Source organism: Clostridium sp. (assembly GCF_050717535.1).
Taxonomy (GTDB): domain Bacteria; phylum Bacillota; class Clostridia; order Clostridiales; family Clostridiaceae; genus Clostridium_AD.
The window spans coordinates 24,736-41,330 of record NZ_JBOITM010000002.1 but is presented as its reverse complement, the minus strand read 5'-3'; the positions used below and the strand labels follow the sequence as shown (position 1 = coordinate 41,330).

The following is a 16,595-nucleotide window of genomic DNA, read 5'->3' as shown; positions in this document are numbered from 1 at the left end:
TTTATTTTAAATAATTTAATTGTATAATTTACAAAAATTAGTTTATAATGAGGAAAGGAGTATATATAATGGATAATGAAAATACAGTCCAATTTGATTTTGTAAAAGATAAAAAAGATTTAACAAAAACTATTTTGACTGATGTATATAATTCACTTATAAAAAAGGGATATAACCCAGTAAATCAAATGGTAGGTTATTTAATTTCAGGGGATCCGACATATATAACGAATTACAATGGAGCAAGAGCATTAGTAAGAAAGCTAGAGAGGGATGAAATCTTAGAAGAAGTTTTGAAATCTTATCTAGACATTAAAAAATAAGATGCCCTTGTGGGCATTTTATTTTTTAATGATGTTGCTATGGATTAATTATGCTGTTACAAAAGGAGTATGTGAATGAGGATTTTAGGACTAGACATTGGAGACAGAACAATTGGAATAGCAGTATGTGATCCCTTGGGATTGACTGCACAAGGAATAACAACAATTAAACGAAAAAGCATAGTTTTAGATATTGAGGAAATTGCAAAAATTTGTAAGCAGTATGATGTAGAAAGTTTTGTCTCTGGACTTCCTAAAAACATGAATGGGACTATAGGACCACAAGGAGAAAAGGTTCAAAGGTTTTGTCAACAGTTAAAAGAAACTTTGAATCTAGAAGTGAAAATGTGGGATGAAAGATTAACAACAGTTGCAGCTAATAGAGTTATGCTAGAGGGAGATTTATCTAGAAACAAAAGAAAAAAAATTGTAGATAAAATTGCGGCTACATTTATTTTGCAAGGGTACTTAGACAGTTTAGGCACACGTCTATAAAAAATACGTTTACAAAATATGCAATTGAAATTTAAATATTATTAAATGTATAAGCTGAAAGGAGATAATAAGATGGAAAACAATGTTGAAACTATACTATTAAACGATGAAGAGGGTAAAGAAATAGAATTTGATGTACTAACTAAATTAGACATTGAAGATAAAGAATATATTATAGTTGCACCAACTGGAGAAGAGGATATTGATGCCATTGCATTAAGAATTGATAAGGATGCAGAGGGCAACGATATTCTAGTAACAATAGAAGACGATGAAGAATTCGAAATGATTTCAGAAGCCTATGAGACTGTTTTTTCTGAAGAAGATTAACTTCTTTTAGTGGGCAATTAACCTAATTAACTTATTTTCTTAAAACTAAATGATTATCAATTGACAAAACCTCAAAAGAGTATTAGAATGAGAGAATACTAAATGTAATTTTATTGGTGAGTCAAATAATAATTGTGGAAGAAGGGTACATATATGTCAAATTTATCTCCAGAGACTATTGAGAGTTTAAAAGAAACCTTAAAACAAGAGGGATATAAGCTTACTCCGCAGAGAAGAGCTATTTTAAATGGAATAATTAAGAGTGAAGGTAGCCATCTTACTGCGGAAGAACTATATGACTTGGTTAAATCTGACTGCCCAGAGATAGGTCTTGCCACAGTTTATAGAACAATTCAACTTTTAGAAGAAATGAATGTAATTCGAAAGCTAGATTTAGATGACGGTTGTAGTAGATACGAACTAATCCATGAAGATGAAAACCATCAACACCATCACTTGATATGCAATCGCTGTGGGAAAGTGTTGGAGGTACAGGGAGATTTGCTGGATGAATTAGAGATAATTGTTGAAAAAAAATATAATTTTAAGGTTGAAGATCATAGTTTGAAATTCTATGGTATTTGTGACAAGTGTTTAGATAAATAATTAGACTTTTTTAATCATTTGGCAATAATGTATACTAGACCTAGTTGACTTTTTTGCAAGATAATATTAGAATAAGTATAGTAAATGCGAAAATTGGATACTTCAAGACGTATCCAATTTTTGTTTGTGTAAAATGTGTAAACTACTTACGAAAAAAAAATTGGAGGATTAATATGAATTTATTTACAAGAAATGATGTTAGAAATATAGCAATAATTGCCCACGTAGATCACGGCAAGACTACCCTAGTGGATTGTCTACTTAAGCAAAGCCATGTTTTTAGAGAAAATGAAAAAGTACAAGAAAGAGTAATGGACTCTAATGATTTAGAAAAAGAGAGAGGGATTACAATTCTTTCTAAAAATACAGCAGTAATGCATAATGGAATTAAAATTAACATAGTTGATACTCCTGGCCATGCAGATTTTGGTGGAGAAGTTGAACGAGTACTTAAGATGGTTGATAGTGTACTTCTTGTAGTTGATGCATATGAAGGCCCAATGCCACAAACTAAATTTGTTTTGAAAAAAGCATTAGAATTAAACCTTAGACCAATAGTTGTTATAAATAAAATTGATAGAAAAGATGCTCGTCCTACAGAAGTACTTGATGAAGTCTTTGATCTATTTGTTGAACTTGGAGCAGACGATGAACAATTAGACTTTGCAGTGGTATATGCTTCTGCTAGAGAAGGGTTTGCTAAATTAAATGTTGAAGATGTAAGTGACAACATGGAACCATTATTTGATTCTATAATCAAAAATGTAGAAGCACCAGAAGGATATTTAGATCAACCTCTTCAATTGCTTATTTCAACAATTGATTATAATGAGTATGTTGGAAAAATTGGAATAGGAAAAATTGAAAGAGGATCAATCAAAAAGAATCAACAAATAGCACTTATAAGAAAAGATGGAACAATAAACAATGTTAAAGTTTCAAGCCTTTACGTTTACAATGGTCTTAAAAGAGAAGAAACTGAAGAAGCAATGCTTGGTGATATCGTAGCAGTTTCTGGTATTCCAGACATTAACATTGGAGAGACAATAGCTGATATTAATGAGCCAGAAGCTCTTCCATTCATTGAAATTGATGAGCCTACACTAAATATGAATTTCATGGTTAATAATTCTCCCTTTGCAGGACAAGAAGGAACTTTTGTTACATCAAGACACATAAGAGATAGACTTATGAAAGAACTTGAAACCAATGTTAGTTTGAGAGTAGAAGAAATTGAGGATGGTTTTGAAGTAAGTGGAAGAGGAGAACTTCATCTTTCAGTTCTAATTGAAACAATGAGACGTGAAGGATATGAATTCCAAGTGTCAAAAGCAAATGTTATATTTAAAGAGGAAAATGGACATAAAACAGAGCCAATTGAATACCTTACAATTGACGTACCAGAAGAATTTATGGGCGTAGTAATGGAAAAAATGGGACCTAGAAAAGCAGAAATGGTAAATATGACTTCAGCTATAAATGGTTACACTAGATTAGAATTTAAAATACCATCAAGAGGATTAATTGGATTCAGAAGTGAACTTATGACTGATACTAAGGGTAATGGTATAATGAATCACGTTTTAGATGGTTATGATAAATATAAAGGTGAAATTCCAGATAGAAGCAGAGGTTCTTTAATAGTATTTGAAACAGGAGAATCAATTACTTACGGATTATTTAATGCTCAAGATCGTGGTACTCTTTTCATAGTACCAGGAGTACCTGTATATGCAGGAATGATTGCAGGAGAATGTGCAAGAGCTGGAGATATGGAGATAAATATTTGTAGAAAGAAACAATTAACAAATACTAGATCTTCAGGAGCAGATGAATCACCGAAACTAGTTCCAGTAAAACAAATGACACTAGAACAATGTTTAGAATTTATAGCTGTAGATGAACTAGTTGAAATTACACCATTAAATATTAGAATGAGAAAAAGAATATTAGATTCAGGAGAAAGAAAAAGGGCAACTACTAGAAAAAGTAAATAGTTTTAATTATGGGGTGGTTTATTGAAAAAGATAGGGCTATTAGTTGGAATTTTAATAGTTTGCGTGTTAGCTGGAATTTTCCAGTATAAGAAAATAACACTGCATCCTATTAAAGCCGGGAAAGATATCCATGTTGTTGTAAAAAATGGAGACACTTTATATAGTATACTAGATGATTTAAACCAAAATGGGGCTATGAAAAATTCAAATATTATAAAACTTTTTATTAAGAAAAATGCTATTAAATCCAATATACATACAGGAAAGTTCTTTATACCGAAGGATTCTTCAGTTACTGAGTTTGTAAATATTTTATCAACTGTAGGGAATGAGGAAGATATTGTTAAAGTAACTGTGCCAGAAGGATTTGATGTAAATGATATCGCAAAAATTCTTCAAGAAAAAGGCATAATAAAAAGTGAAAAATTTATAGATAGCTGTAAAACTTATAAGCTGCCAAGTTATGTACAAAACAAAGAATCTCGAAAATTTAATTTGGAAGGTTTTCTTTTTCCTGCCACGTACCAGCTTAATGTTGGTATGAGTGGCAATGAAATAATTAAATTGATGGTGGATAAATTTTACACAACTATAAATGAAATAAACAAAGAAAAGACTATAGATATGAAGCAATTGGACAATATAATAATAATGGCATCAATTGTTGAAAGAGAAGCTAGTGATAAAGAGGAACGAGATAAAGTAGCATCAGTTTTTTATAATAGATTAGCAAAAAACATTAAGTTGCAATCTTGTGCAACTGTTATATATTCACTAGGTGAACATAGAGAAAAACTATATGATAAAGATTTAAAATTTAAATCACCTTATAATACCTATTTGGTTAAAGGGTTACCAGTAGGACCAATATGTAGCCCAGGAACAGAATCTATTAAAGCAGCTTTATCTCCTGCTAAGACAAATTATTTATACTTTGTTTCCACTAATGATGGGAAGCATTTTTTTACAGATGACTACGGTAAATTCTTAAAAGTTAAAGGTGTAACACAAGGATTTTAGTTAACTGTGTTAGGCACATGAAAATATACTAACAGCTTTGACTTGTTATTTATTTTCATGTGCCTAAATCAATTTTTGGAGGAAATTTAATGAGTGGGATAACATATGATTATATGGAACAATATTTAAGAAAATTGATTCCAAGTAATACTGGTATTTTAGAAGAGTTGGAAAATTTTGCATTAGAGAATAGAGTACCTATAGTTCAAAAGGAAACTGCAAAGTTTTTAGAATTAATGGTAACTATGAATAGACCAAGTAGAATATTAGAACTTGGTACTGCCATAGGATATTCTGCTATTTTAATGAATCAAGCTATGGGTGGAAACTGTGAAATTACCACTATAGAAAGAGACGAAAAAATGATAGATCTTGCAAAAACTAATATAGAAAAATATGGATTGCAAAATAAAATCACTATTCTACAAGGAGAGTGCCTAGAAGTTTTAGAGAATCTTCACGGTGAATATGATATGATTTTTATAGATGCAGGTAAAGGGCACTATAATCATTTTCTTCCCCACTGTTTAAGACTTTTAAAAAAGCAAGGAATTCTTATTGCTGATAATGTCTTATTTAGAGGAATGGTTGCATCAAAAGAACTTGCAACACGTAGAAAAGTAACTATAATAAAACGCATGAAAAGTTACTTAGAATTAGTATCTAGTAACGATGAACTTATTACTTCTGTAATACCAATGGGAGATGGCATTTCAGTTACAGTAAGAAAATGTTCAGAGAGTAGCAAGGAGGAATGAAACTAATGAAACCAGAAATATTAGCACCTGCAGGTAATTTAGAGAAATTAAAAGCAGCTATAAATTTTGGAGCAGATGCAGTTTATTTAGGTGGGAGCAAATTAAATTTAAGAGCTTTTGCAGACAATTTTAGTACTGAAGAATTAAAAGAAGGTATAGAATTTGCACATTCAAAAGATAAAAAAGTATATGTTACATTAAATGTATTTCCTCATAATGAGGATTTAGAAGGTCTTGAAGATTACCTAAAAGAGGTATATGAAATAGGTGCAGATGCTATTATTGTATCTGATCCAGGGATTATCATGGTAGCGAGAGAAGTTGTACCAAATTTAGAAATCCACTTAAGCACTCAGGCTAACAATGTAAACTATAAATCGGCTATCTTTTGGCATAAACAAGGAGTAAAAAGAATTGTTCTTGCAAGAGAATTATCCCTAGAAGAAATCAAAGAAATTAGAGCAAAATTACCTAATACTTGTGAACTTGAAGCTTTTGTCCATGGGTCTATGTGTATGTCCTACTCAGGAAGATGCCTTATGTCAAATTACATGACGGGTAGAGATGCTAATAGAGGACAATGTGCTCAGCCATGTAGATATAAATATTTCTTAATGGAAGAAAAAAGGGACGGCGAATACTTTCCTATAATTGAAGATGATAAAGGCACTTACATAATGAATTCAAAGGACTTAAATATGATAGAACATATACCAGAACTTATGGAATCAGGGATAATGTCTTTTAAAATAGAAGGAAGAATGAAAAGCTCATATTATGTTGCCTCTGTATGTAAATCCTATAGAGAAGCTGTGGATAGCTATTTAGAAGATCCTGAAAACTACAAATTCGAGCAAAAATGGATGGATAATCTTTTAAAACCTAGCCATAGACAATATTATACTGGATTTTACTTTGGAGATCCTGACAAACAGATATATGAGTCATCTTCATATATTAGAGATTATGATATTGTTGGAATTGTAAGGGAATATAGTAAAGAAAGTAATATTGCAACAATAGAGCAAAGAAATAAGGTATATAGGGGTGATACTGTTGAAGTATTAAGACCTGTGGGAGATAATGTATTAATTGTGCTTGTGGATATGAGAGATTCTAAGGGAGAAATTATAGATTCCGCTCCAAGGGCTCAGATGTTATTTACTGTAAATGTTATGGAAAAACTTCATGAGAATGATATACTTATAAAATCCAAGGAGGAAAAATAATGCATCGTCCGATTTCAATAGGGATAACTGGAGGAACTGGTTCTGGAAAAAGTACCATTGCAAGAGAAATCTATAAGCAGTTTGATGACTCATGTATTGCAATGCTTGAACAGGACTCTTATTATAAGGATCAAAGTCACCTTTCTTTTGAAGAAAGGGTAAAGACAAACTATGATCATCCAGATGCTTTTGATACTTCGCTTTTAGTTGAGCATCTAAATCTCCTTTTAGAAGGACAATCTATTAAGAAACCTATATATAATTTTGAGATACATAACCGTATGGAAGAAACCGTTGCTGTGGAGCCAAAGGAAATTATTATAGTCGAAGGAATTCTTGTACTTCAAGAAAAGATTCTTCGCGATATGCTAGATATTAAAATATATGTAGATACTGATGCAGACGTGAGATTTATAAGAAGACTTGTTAGAGATATTAATGAGAGGGGTAGAACAACAGATTCTGTTATAAAACAGTATTTAAATGTTGTTAAACCAATGCACGAACAATTTACTGAACATACCAAAAGATATGCAGACATTATTATACCAGAAGGTGGACATAATAAAGTGGCTATAGATATAATTACATCAAATATAAGGCAAACACTTCAAAAACATCAAAATCAACAAAACCAACAAAACCAAAAATAACAATTATAAAGTATAAAACATCTCATTCCAGGCTAGAATTAGTCTAAGTGAGGTGTTTTTATGTATAGTAGAAATAATATCTTTGGATCATCAAACCAAAGGAGAGAAATTCAAAAAAGAACTTGGACTTTATTGATTATATTTATATTATTATTTTGTTTTTTAATTTGGAAAATAGTTAATTACATGTATTTTAAGGCTGAACCCTTAAAAGCAATGTTTAATGCGCAATATACAATAGATGAAAAATATGGTCTTCAGTATAATTTACTTGATTGTAACAATGTACCTCTTTTAGAGTATGCTGTGAATTATTATGCAGTTATTGATCCAATAGACTATTTTAGATTTAATGAATATACCAGTAAATATGACATGCAGGCATTAACATTTACTTTAAGAAATTTCAATAGCAATTATGATTTAGATAAAATAAAAAGTACTGGTAGTAGTGGAAAAATAAGATATAAAATTGATGAAGTTACTTTTGATAAGCTTAAGGATATTAAAGAAGTGAAAGGCTTTTATACTTATGCAGCTAATGAAGTAATAAAAGATAAAAGTAAATATTGGAAAATTGATAATGTGTTGATAGAAACAAATTATAATAAAAATAGTATTGATCCAGTAACTAAAAAAACTTTTAGCAAACTGGTTCCTAAAAGTGCTACCTCTTTAGAAATGCAAATATATAATAAAACTAAAAATAATGAGTTTGCAAAAGTAAGGTTTGATAAAGGGGTTGATGGTGAAATATCTGAAGGTAAAATTATTGAGCCAGTAAACAATGTTAATGTGAGACTTACCTTAGACAAAGATATCCAAGATATTGCTGAAGGTATTCTTCATGTGAAAAAATATGAAAAATATGGTCAAATTGGTGTTGTACTAATGGAGAGCAGCACTGGTAAAATAAGAGCAATGGCACAAAAGGATGATAATTTATCTAATGCTAATTTAGGATACCCAAGTACTTATGGCGCTTATCCTGGGTCAATATTTAAATCTATCGTGGAAGAAGCTGGTCTAGATATGAATTTAATAAGCAAGAATGAAATATATACAATAATTCCAGGCTTATTCCCGGAAGACTTACATAATTACAACAATAAAAATAAATTTACAGTTGGTGAGGCTTTTCGGGATTCTTCTAATAACATCTTTGCTCAATTAGGTTGGAAGGTAGGTTTTCAAAATATATATAATTATGCAGAAAATCAAGGTATGTTAGACAAAGTGCTAAATTTGGAGCAGGAGCAAAGTGGTAAATTTGAAGTGGATTTATCAAGTCCTAAGGAAGATATAAGTCAAACAGCTATTGGGCAAAAGATTAGAATAACACCACTGCAAGCAATTAGTATCCCTAATACTATTATGAACAATGGGATATATGTTCAGCCAAGCATAATAGATGCATATGTAAACGATGACAATAGAGTTTTAGAGAGAATTACTTCTAAAACTTATCAGGTGTTAAAAAAACAAACTGCAAGAGAAGTTAAACTTGATATGCTGGATGTAGTAAAAAATGGCACAGGGAAAGAAGCTATTATTAAAGGCATGGATATAGGTGGTAAAACAGGAACTAGTATGTATCTTGAAGGGGGAACAAAGTATTATGATGGGTGGTTTGTTGGCTTTTTCAATTTGCGGGGGAAAAATTATTCTATGGTTGTTTGTGTGAATAATATTGATAAAAATGAAGCTGGTGGTAGTACAGCTGCTCCAATATTTAAAGAAATAGTCAATGCAATTAAAGATATAGACTAAATAAATTTACAAAATATTTTTTTTTATATACAAGCACTATTAATAAAATAAATCATATTATATTAATAAGCACTATTAGGAGGAACATCTGTGTTTTTCATGAATTGTTTATTAGATATGATTGGAAATGTTACATTCTTAACCGCTTATATAACTGGTAGTAGTTCATTTCCACAACCTCTAAGTGAAGAAGAAGAGAAATGTTATTTAACAAAGTTAAAAGAAGGTGATTTACTAGCTAAAAGTACATTAGTTGAGCGAAATTTAAGATTAGTTGCTCATATAGTAAAAAAATATTCCTACCCAGGAAAAGATGTAGATGATCTTATATCCATTGGTACTGTAGGTCTAATTAAAGCTATTGATTCTTTTGATACAACTAAAGGAACAAGGCTTGCCACCTATGCAGCAAGATGTATTGAAAATGAAATACTTATGCTTATTCGCAATAATAAGAAAACAAAAGGGGAAGTGTATTTGCAAGACCCTATTGGCATTGATAAAGAGGGAAATGAGATATCTTTAATGGATGTATTAAGTAGCGATGAAGATTCTATTATTGAAATAGTAGAAAATAAAATACAAATAAAGAAACTTTATAATAAAATTAATGTAGCTTTGATGGATAGAGAAAAAATAATAATTCAAATGCGCTATGGTTTACTTGATGGTAATCCTAGAACTCAAAGAGAAATCGCATTAATTCTAGGAATTTCTAGGTCATATGTTTCTAGAATTGAAAAAAGAGCATTAAAGAAGCTTTATAGAGAATTAAATTGCACCAGTAAAACTAAATTAAATGGTCCTAATAAATTATGATATAGATAAGAAAAAAATAAAAGAGGGAAATACTATAATTTTGTCGAATATTATAATTTTATCTAAGTTTATAACCTGGAGATGATAAAGTGAAGACTACTGGACTACTTGGAAACAATATACAATATTCTCAATCACCATCTATTCACAAGGAGTATTACAAATTAAACGGAATTGATTTTAATTATAAGTTATTCGATTTACAAGAAAATGAAATACCTTATTTTATTGAGAATTTAGATAGAAACAATATAATTGGCTTTAATGTAACTATACCCTATAAAGAGCATATTATTAACTATTTAAACAAGATAATATACCCAGCAGATGTTATAGGTGCTGTGAATACAGTTGCTGTAACAAATGGTAAGCTTGTGGGATACAATACAGATTACTTAGGTTTCATAAAAAGCCTTGAGGTAGAGGGGGTTAAATCCCTAAAGGGTAGAGCATTAATTATTGGAAATGGAGGTGCAGCTAAGAGCATATTTTTTGCACTTAAACATTTAGGGATACAGTTCATAGACATTGCAGGAAGAAACAAACAAAAGGTCTTGGATCAGTTTTCTGAAATAGATAAATTCGTGCAATTTAATTCCATAATAAATTGCAGAAACTACGACATAATTGTGAATTGTACACCCTTAGGCGGAGTAAATAATCTTAAAGAATTTCCATTAAAACTAGAAAATACTTCAGAAAAAAATATATTATACGATTTAATTTATATACCCGAGAAAACAAAGTTTCTGCATCAAGGTGAGGAAAGTGGAGCAAAAATTATAAATGGCAAGAATATGTTGAAATTTCAAGCTCATTTTGCCATAGATATTTGGGAAGCCTCATTAGAAGAACAGGAGGATAAATAATGATATCACTTAGTGAATTGCTAGAAAAAACCACAGAACAGAATGCGTCAGATTTACACCTGACAGTTGGATCTGTACCAATTATTAGAGTTAATGGTCATTTAATGCAAATTGGTAAAGACAAATTAACTCCGGGGGATACTGAAAGGTATTCAAGAGAAATTTTAGAAGATTCTTATGAAGAATATTATGAAACTGGAGAAATTGACACTTCTTACTCTATTGGTGGACTTGGAAGATTTAGAGTCAATGTTTATAAGCAACGGGGAAGCGACACTATAGCTATTAGAGTAGTTGCGCTAAAAATACCTACACTTAAACAACTTGAGTTTCCGGAGGTTGCTAGGGAACTTACTACAAAACAAAGAGGGTTAGTTTTAGTAACAGGACCTACAGGTAGTGGTAAAAGTACTACACTAGCTGCTATGGTTAATGAAATTAATTCTACTAGGGCATGTAATATTATTACTTTAGAGGATCCTATTGAGTATTTGCATAAACATAACAAGTCGATTATCAATCAAAGAGAAATTGGGAAAGACAGTAAAAATTATAAAAATGCTTTAAGAGCAATCCTTAGAGAAGACCCTGATGTTATATTAGTTGGAGAAATGAGGGACCTTGAGACAATTTCCATTGCTATTACTGCAGCTGAAACTGGGCATCTAGTTTTCTCTACTTTACATACTATAGGTGCAGCTAAGACAGTAGATAGAATAGTGGATGTTTTTCCTCCACATCAGCAGCAACAAATTAAAGTTCAATTAGCTGCAGTAATGCAAGGAATAGTTTCTCAACAATTAATACCTAAAGTTAATGAAAAAGGAAGAGTGGCTGCCCTTGAAATTATGATATCAACTCCAGCAATTCAGAATCTTATTCGGGAAGGTAAAACTCATCAACTGCAGTCCTGTGTTCAAACTGGAGGAAAATATGGAATGAAAACAATGGATATGTCAATTGCGGAGTTGTACAAAAAAAACATTATATCTAAAGAAGATGCAATGACTTACTCAGTTGATACAGAAATGATGATAAGAATGCTTTCACTTTAGTGAATAATTAAATGAAGCTAAAAGAATGCTTGATTTATAACTTTTAGCTTTATATTTTTTGTTATAAATTATTTATTTAATATTAATTTGGGCATAATTGCCTAGGTAATATAATATTGCTTTTTTTACATATTGCTATTATACTAAGTCTAGACGAAAAAGTTATTTTTTTTAACATTATTAATATAATGTGGTTTAAAAATTTAAAATTAAGTTTATAAATATTCCGTAAAAATACAATTAAACTATAATTGTTTTTAATTGTATTTAAATTTATAATAAATATTATAAAAAATCGATTTAAATAAGAGGAAAATTTATTTTTTTGTTGAATATATACATTTGAGGTTTCTCTTATGAGGGGGGATAAACTTAATGAAAGAAAATATAGTAGGAATTGACTTAGGATCATCAAAAATATGCGGAGCAGTTGGTAAGATTAGTAGTAATGGAAAACTTCAGATTATAGGCATTACATCAGTGGTATGTAGTGGTTTAAATAAATCAGTTGTAATAGATATAGATAGCACAGCTGAAGCTATAAAGCAATGTGTCATACAACTGGAGCGTATGACAGATACACAAATCACCGAGGGATATATATCTTTACCTGGAGGAATTTGTGAACTAGTAAGAAATACGGGAATGATTGCAATATCTTCTGAAGACAGAGAAATCAAACAAGTTGATGTGGACAGGGTAATTGAAGCTGCTAAACTTATATCAGTTCCACCGGACAAAGAAATAGTTGGTGTTGAACCTGAGCAATATATTGTTGATGGATATGACAATATCAAAGATCCTAGAGGCATGAGTGCAGAAAGACTGGAAGTTGAAGCACAAGTAGTCATGGCACAAACCACAGTAGTTAGTAATTTATTGAAAAGTGTAAGGCATGCTGGAATTAAAGTTAATGGTATAGTACTTCAGCCATCAGCTATAGCAGAGGCAGTAATAAGAAAAGAAGAGAAGGACATGGGTATAGCAATTGTAGATGTTGGAGCAGAGACCATTGATATCTCTATTTACAAGGGTGCAAAACTAAAATATACGTCTATTGTTCAACTAGGTGGAAATAATATAACCAACGATATATCAGTTTGTCTTAAAATTCCATTTAGTGAAGGTGAAAAGCTAAAGCTTAAGTATGGAAGTTTAGTTAAAGGAAAAGAAACGGATACAGAGAAAATCAGAGTTAAAGATTCATATGATAATTTTATGGAAATTGATAGTAATTTATTAGTTGATATAATTGAGGCTAGGGTAGAAGAATTATTAAATTTAATTAAAAGAAATTTATTAAATAGTGGATACTACAAAGAAATTTCTGGTGCAGTTATAGTTGGTGGAGGGATATCATTATTTAGAGGTACCACAGAACTTAGCAAAAGAATACTGGACAAGCCAGTAAGAATAGGTTCTCCGGATTATGTAGGAGCAGCTAGCCCTATATATGTTACAGCGGTAGGAATAGTTATACAAGCTGTTAATAATCTTAAGGTAAGTAGTAGTTTATCAGAAGAATTAGATGAAAATTCATATGAAAACAAATGGTCAAAAAACCAAAATAAAAATAGAAAAGATGGATTTGCATCTAAAATCAAAGGGTTCTTTGCAGATTTTTTCTAAAAAGGAGGCAGTGTTGTGCTAGATTTTGATGTTGATGTTCAAGAATTTGCTCAGATTAAAGTAATTGGTTGTGGTGGTGGAGGAAACAATGCTATAAACAGAATGATTATTGAGGGACTTAAAAATGTGGAGTTTATAGCTATAAATACAGATAAACAGGCTTTAATTCAATCTCATGCTGTTCAAAAAATTCAAATCGGTGATAAATTAACTAAAGGGTTAGGAGCTGGTGCTAATCCAGAAATTGGTATGAAAGCAGCGGAAGAGAGCAAAGACGAAATTTCAGCAGCTATAAAAGGAGCCGATATGGTTTTTATTACTGCTGGTATGGGCGGCGGTACAGGAACTGGTGCTGCACCTGTGGTTGCAGAAATTGCTAAGTCAATGGGAATACTTACTGTAGGTGTTGTAACAAAACCATTTCCTTTTGAGGGCAGAAAAAGAATGATTAATGCTGAAATAGGAATAAAAACACTTAAAGAAACAGTAGACACATTAGTAACAATTCCAAATGAAAGATTATTAACTATGGTAGATAAGAAAACTACTTTAATGGATTCTTTTAAGATGGCAGATGATGTTTTAAGACAAGGTATACAAGGTATATCTGATTTAATTACTATACCAGGTCTCGTAAACCTAGATTTTGCAGATGTGAGAACAATTATGCTTGCTAAAGGCCTTGCACATATGGGTGTTGGTAGAGCTTCAGGTGATAATAGAGCTCAAGAAGCAGCAAAACAAGCTATTTCAAGTCCATTGCTGGAGACCTCTATAGTTGGTGCTACCGGTGTTCTTTTAAATATTACAGGTGGGACAGATTTAGGTCTTCTTGAAATAAATGAAGCTGCAGAGATTGTTCAAGGAGCAGCTGACCCAGATGCTAATATTATATTTGGTGCAGTTATAGATGAAAGTCTAAAAGATGAGATAAGAATAACTGTTATTGCTACTGGATTTGAGAATGAAAATATATTAAAAAATAAAGCTACTCCAAAGTCTAAAGAAAAAGAATTTGTGAAACCTATTGAAGAAGCGGCTTATACTAAAAGCTATGAAGATTCCGATTTAGAAATTCCAGCTTTTTTAAGAAGACAAAGTAAATAATTCATTTCAGATAAGAAGACAAACATGCTGACTTATTATTTATTTGAATGTGTTTAGCAAATAAAGTGCCTTATAGGCACTTTATTTGCGTTTAAAACGATTTTGATTATTAATAGGACCTATTACCTTTAAAACAACATTACTTTGACTAGAGACCTTATAAAGGGCTTTATTATGGTGGTGAATTTGTAGGTGGTAGGTCTTTTTTTATTACTTTGACCTGTGCATTTAAAAGAATATAGAAATTAGTGACGATTTATAGAAGAATAAAATTAAAAAATTGTGGTAAAAAATGACAAAATTTTGATTGCATAAGTTATATAATAATTAAAAGGAGGAAGGGCCGGTGATAGTATATGTAGATGTTCTAATATTAGTAAATTTTATAGTTAATCTATTCATATTACATGTTACTGTTCAAACATTAAGAAAAAGAGTAAAGCTTATGTGGTTGTGCCTTTCAAGTTTTTTAGGAAGCTTATATGTTTTAACAGTAGTTTACCCAAAGCTTAAGTATTTGACATATACACCTTTTAAAATACTGGTAGTTGTTACAATGATTCTAATTGTCTTTAGAGAAAAAAACATTCTATTCAATATTAAAGCTTCTTTAATTTATCTATTATATTCAATTCTTTTAGCTGGAATGTGTATGTTTATTCAAATAAGTAACAGTAAAGATGTGTCATTTAATGTAATTATAATAAATTTTCCATATGAAAAATTATTGCTCTCAGTGATGATAATTTATATCTTGATATATAGGATAATGATTTTTGTGGGGGATAGAAAAAAAATATCCACACTTATATACACTGTTGATATAATAAATAAAAATTATAAAAAAACTATTAGAGCATTTTTAGATACAGGAAATGAGCTTCGGGAGCCTGCTACTAATTTACCAGTATTAATTGTTGAAAGGAATATGTTAAGTGAGATAATGCTCGAAAAGAACAATACTTATCAGATTCCTTACACTGTAGTAAATGGAACTGCTGGTAGACTCACTGGTTTTAAACCAGAGTATATTAATATTCATGTTGATAAAAAAACCATTGAAACAAGGGATGTAATTATAGCCTTTTGTGAGTATAAATTAAGTAAAGATAATGACTATAATGGGCTTATGTCTAGAGGATTATTAAGCTAATCAGCTAAAACATCAATAATTATTATATGATAACAATAGAGATAAGGGGGAAATTATGTTTGATTATAAAGTAGTGTTAAACAAGTTGTTTGTTAAATTAAAAATGTTTTCAAAAAATTTGTTTTATATAGGGGGGAATGATGCACTACCACCTCCTTTAACTAGGGAAGAAGAGGAAGAATTAGTAGTTAGATTAGATACTGGAGATAAAAAAGTTAGAGCCACCTTAATTGAAAGAAATTTGAGACTGGTAGTTTATATAGCTAGGAAGTTTGAAAATACAGGTGTAAATGTTGAAGACTTAATTTCAGTAGGGACTATAGGACTTATAAAAGCAGTTAATACTTTTGATCCTAGTAAAAAAATTAAGTTAGCTACATATGCTTCAAGATGCATTGAAAATGAAATTTTAATGTATCTTAGGCGGAACAGTAAGATTAAAACAGAAATTTCTTTTTACGAGCCCTTAAATGTTGATTGGGATGGCAATGAACTGCTACTTTCTGATATTCTTGGTACTGATAATGATGTGGTTTATAATATCATTGAAGATGATGTAGATAAACAATTGCTTTGGCTGGCTATGCAACGTCTAAATGCTAGAGAAAAAGAAATTGTACAGTTAAGATTTGGTTTAAATGGGACTACAGAAAAAACGCAAAAGGAAGTGGCAGATATACTTGGAATATCGCAATCTTATATCTCAAGACTTGAAAAAAGAATTATAAAAAGATTGAAAAAAGAAATAAATAAAATGGTATAGGGTTGTCTTTGGTATAAAA

At 30.7% G+C, this 16,595-nt stretch carries 17 protein-coding genes; all 17 read left to right on the top strand.

Going from position 1 to position 16,595, the window contains the following annotated elements; genetic code table 11:
• Positions 1-68 precede the first annotated feature (68 nt).
• Entirely contained in the window at positions 69-323 is a 255-nt protein-coding gene (locus tag ACREVU_RS00580) for an IreB family regulatory phosphoprotein (RefSeq protein WP_216164024.1), read from the top strand.
• A gap of 75 nt (positions 324-398) precedes the next feature.
• A complete protein-coding gene (gene ruvX, locus ACREVU_RS00575; RefSeq protein ID WP_431549691.1) occupies positions 399-818 on the top strand; it encodes a Holliday junction resolvase RuvX in 420 nt (139 codons plus the stop codon).
• Between the two features lie 72 nt (positions 819-890).
• Entirely contained in the window at positions 891-1,148 is a 258-nt protein-coding gene (locus ACREVU_RS00570; protein ID WP_431549690.1) for a DUF1292 domain-containing protein, read from the top strand.
• A gap of 153 nt (positions 1,149-1,301) precedes the next feature.
• Positions 1,302-1,754 (top strand): Fur family transcriptional regulator, encoded by a 453-nt coding sequence (locus ACREVU_RS00565; protein ID WP_431549689.1) that lies wholly within the window; start codon positions 1,302-1,304, stop codon positions 1,752-1,754.
• Positions 1,755-1,927: 173 nt separating this feature from the next.
• Positions 1,928-3,751, top strand: a complete 1,824-nt coding sequence (gene typA, locus ACREVU_RS00560; protein ID WP_431549688.1) for a translational GTPase TypA — start codon at positions 1,928-1,930, stop codon at positions 3,749-3,751.
• A gap of 21 nt (positions 3,752-3,772) precedes the next feature.
• A complete protein-coding gene (gene mltG / locus ACREVU_RS00555; RefSeq protein ID WP_431549687.1) occupies positions 3,773-4,771 on the top strand; it encodes an endolytic transglycosylase MltG in 999 nt (332 codons plus the stop codon).
• Between the two features lie 89 nt (positions 4,772-4,860).
• On the top strand, positions 4,861-5,529 hold the full coding sequence (locus ACREVU_RS00550) for an O-methyltransferase (RefSeq protein ID WP_431549686.1): 669 nt from the start codon (positions 4,861-4,863) through the stop codon (positions 5,527-5,529).
• Positions 5,526-6,758 (top strand): peptidase U32 family protein, encoded by a 1,233-nt coding sequence (locus tag ACREVU_RS00545; RefSeq protein WP_431549685.1) that lies wholly within the window; start codon positions 5,526-5,528, stop codon positions 6,756-6,758. The genes ACREVU_RS00550 and ACREVU_RS00545 overlap by 4 nt, the downstream gene beginning before the upstream one ends.
• Positions 6,758-7,411, top strand: coding sequence for a uridine kinase (udk, locus tag ACREVU_RS00540; RefSeq protein ID WP_431549684.1), 654 nt, complete (start codon positions 6,758-6,760; stop codon positions 7,409-7,411). Before ACREVU_RS00545 ends, udk begins: the two co-directional genes overlap by 1 nt.
• Positions 7,412-7,471: 60 nt before the next feature.
• A complete protein-coding gene (locus ACREVU_RS00535; protein WP_431549683.1) occupies positions 7,472-9,181 on the top strand; it encodes a penicillin-binding transpeptidase domain-containing protein in 1,710 nt (569 codons plus the stop codon).
• 90 nt (positions 9,182-9,271) lie between these two features.
• On the top strand, positions 9,272-10,000 hold the full coding sequence (sigK, locus tag ACREVU_RS00530) for an RNA polymerase sporulation sigma factor SigK (protein ID WP_431549682.1): 729 nt from the start codon (positions 9,272-9,274) through the stop codon (positions 9,998-10,000).
• Between the two features lie 89 nt (positions 10,001-10,089).
• Positions 10,090-10,869, top strand: a complete 780-nt coding sequence (gene aroE / locus ACREVU_RS00525; RefSeq protein ID WP_431549681.1) for a shikimate dehydrogenase — start codon at positions 10,090-10,092, stop codon at positions 10,867-10,869.
• On the top strand, positions 10,869-11,924 hold the full coding sequence (locus ACREVU_RS00520; RefSeq protein ID WP_431549680.1) for a type IV pilus twitching motility protein PilT: 1,056 nt from the start codon (positions 10,869-10,871) through the stop codon (positions 11,922-11,924). Before aroE ends, ACREVU_RS00520 begins: the two co-directional genes overlap by 1 nt.
• A 375-nt stretch (positions 11,925-12,299) precedes the next feature.
• Entirely contained in the window at positions 12,300-13,553 is a 1,254-nt protein-coding gene (gene ftsA, locus ACREVU_RS00515; protein ID WP_431549679.1) for a cell division protein FtsA, read from the top strand.
• Between the two features lie 15 nt (positions 13,554-13,568).
• Positions 13,569-14,660 (top strand): cell division protein FtsZ, encoded by a 1,092-nt coding sequence (ftsZ, locus tag ACREVU_RS00510; protein WP_431549678.1) that lies wholly within the window; start codon positions 13,569-13,571, stop codon positions 14,658-14,660.
• A 346-nt stretch (positions 14,661-15,006) separates the two neighbouring features.
• Positions 15,007-15,813 (top strand): sigma-E processing peptidase SpoIIGA, encoded by an 807-nt coding sequence (gene spoIIGA / locus ACREVU_RS00505; RefSeq protein WP_431549677.1) that lies wholly within the window; start codon positions 15,007-15,009, stop codon positions 15,811-15,813.
• A gap of 55 nt (positions 15,814-15,868) precedes the next feature.
• Entirely contained in the window at positions 15,869-16,576 is a 708-nt protein-coding gene (gene sigE / locus ACREVU_RS00500) for an RNA polymerase sporulation sigma factor SigE (protein WP_431549676.1), read from the top strand.
• Positions 16,577-16,595 lie beyond the last annotated feature (19 nt).

What these genes read in the sequence shown, in the direction of transcription:
- ACREVU_RS00565 (WP_431549689.1), top strand. Translation starts at nt 1,302, where the DNA reads ATGTCAAATTTATCTCCAGAGACTATTGAGAGTTTAAAAGAAACCTTA.
- ruvX (WP_431549691.1), top strand. Translation starts at nt 399, where the DNA reads ATGAGGATTTTAGGACTAGACATTGGAGACAGAACAATTGGAATAGCA.
- typA (WP_431549688.1), top strand. Translation starts at nt 1,928, where the DNA reads ATGAATTTATTTACAAGAAATGATGTTAGAAATATAGCAATAATTGCC.
- ACREVU_RS00550 (WP_431549686.1), top strand. Translation starts at nt 4,861, where the DNA reads ATGAGTGGGATAACATATGATTATATGGAACAATATTTAAGAAAATTG.
- ACREVU_RS00535 (WP_431549683.1), top strand. Translation starts at nt 7,472, where the DNA reads ATGTATAGTAGAAATAATATCTTTGGATCATCAAACCAAAGGAGAGAA.
- ACREVU_RS00520 (WP_431549680.1), top strand. Translation starts at nt 10,869, where the DNA reads ATGATATCACTTAGTGAATTGCTAGAAAAAACCACAGAACAGAATGCG.
- ACREVU_RS00545 (WP_431549685.1), top strand. Translation starts at nt 5,526, where the DNA reads ATGAAACTAATGAAACCAGAAATATTAGCACCTGCAGGTAATTTAGAG.
- udk (WP_431549684.1), top strand. Translation starts at nt 6,758, where the DNA reads ATGCATCGTCCGATTTCAATAGGGATAACTGGAGGAACTGGTTCTGGA.
- sigE (WP_431549676.1), top strand. Translation starts at nt 15,869, where the DNA reads ATGTTTGATTATAAAGTAGTGTTAAACAAGTTGTTTGTTAAATTAAAA.
- ftsA (WP_431549679.1), top strand. Translation starts at nt 12,300, where the DNA reads ATGAAAGAAAATATAGTAGGAATTGACTTAGGATCATCAAAAATATGC.
- ACREVU_RS00580 (WP_216164024.1), top strand. Translation starts at nt 69, where the DNA reads ATGGATAATGAAAATACAGTCCAATTTGATTTTGTAAAAGATAAAAAA.
- ACREVU_RS00570 (WP_431549690.1), top strand. Translation starts at nt 891, where the DNA reads ATGGAAAACAATGTTGAAACTATACTATTAAACGATGAAGAGGGTAAA.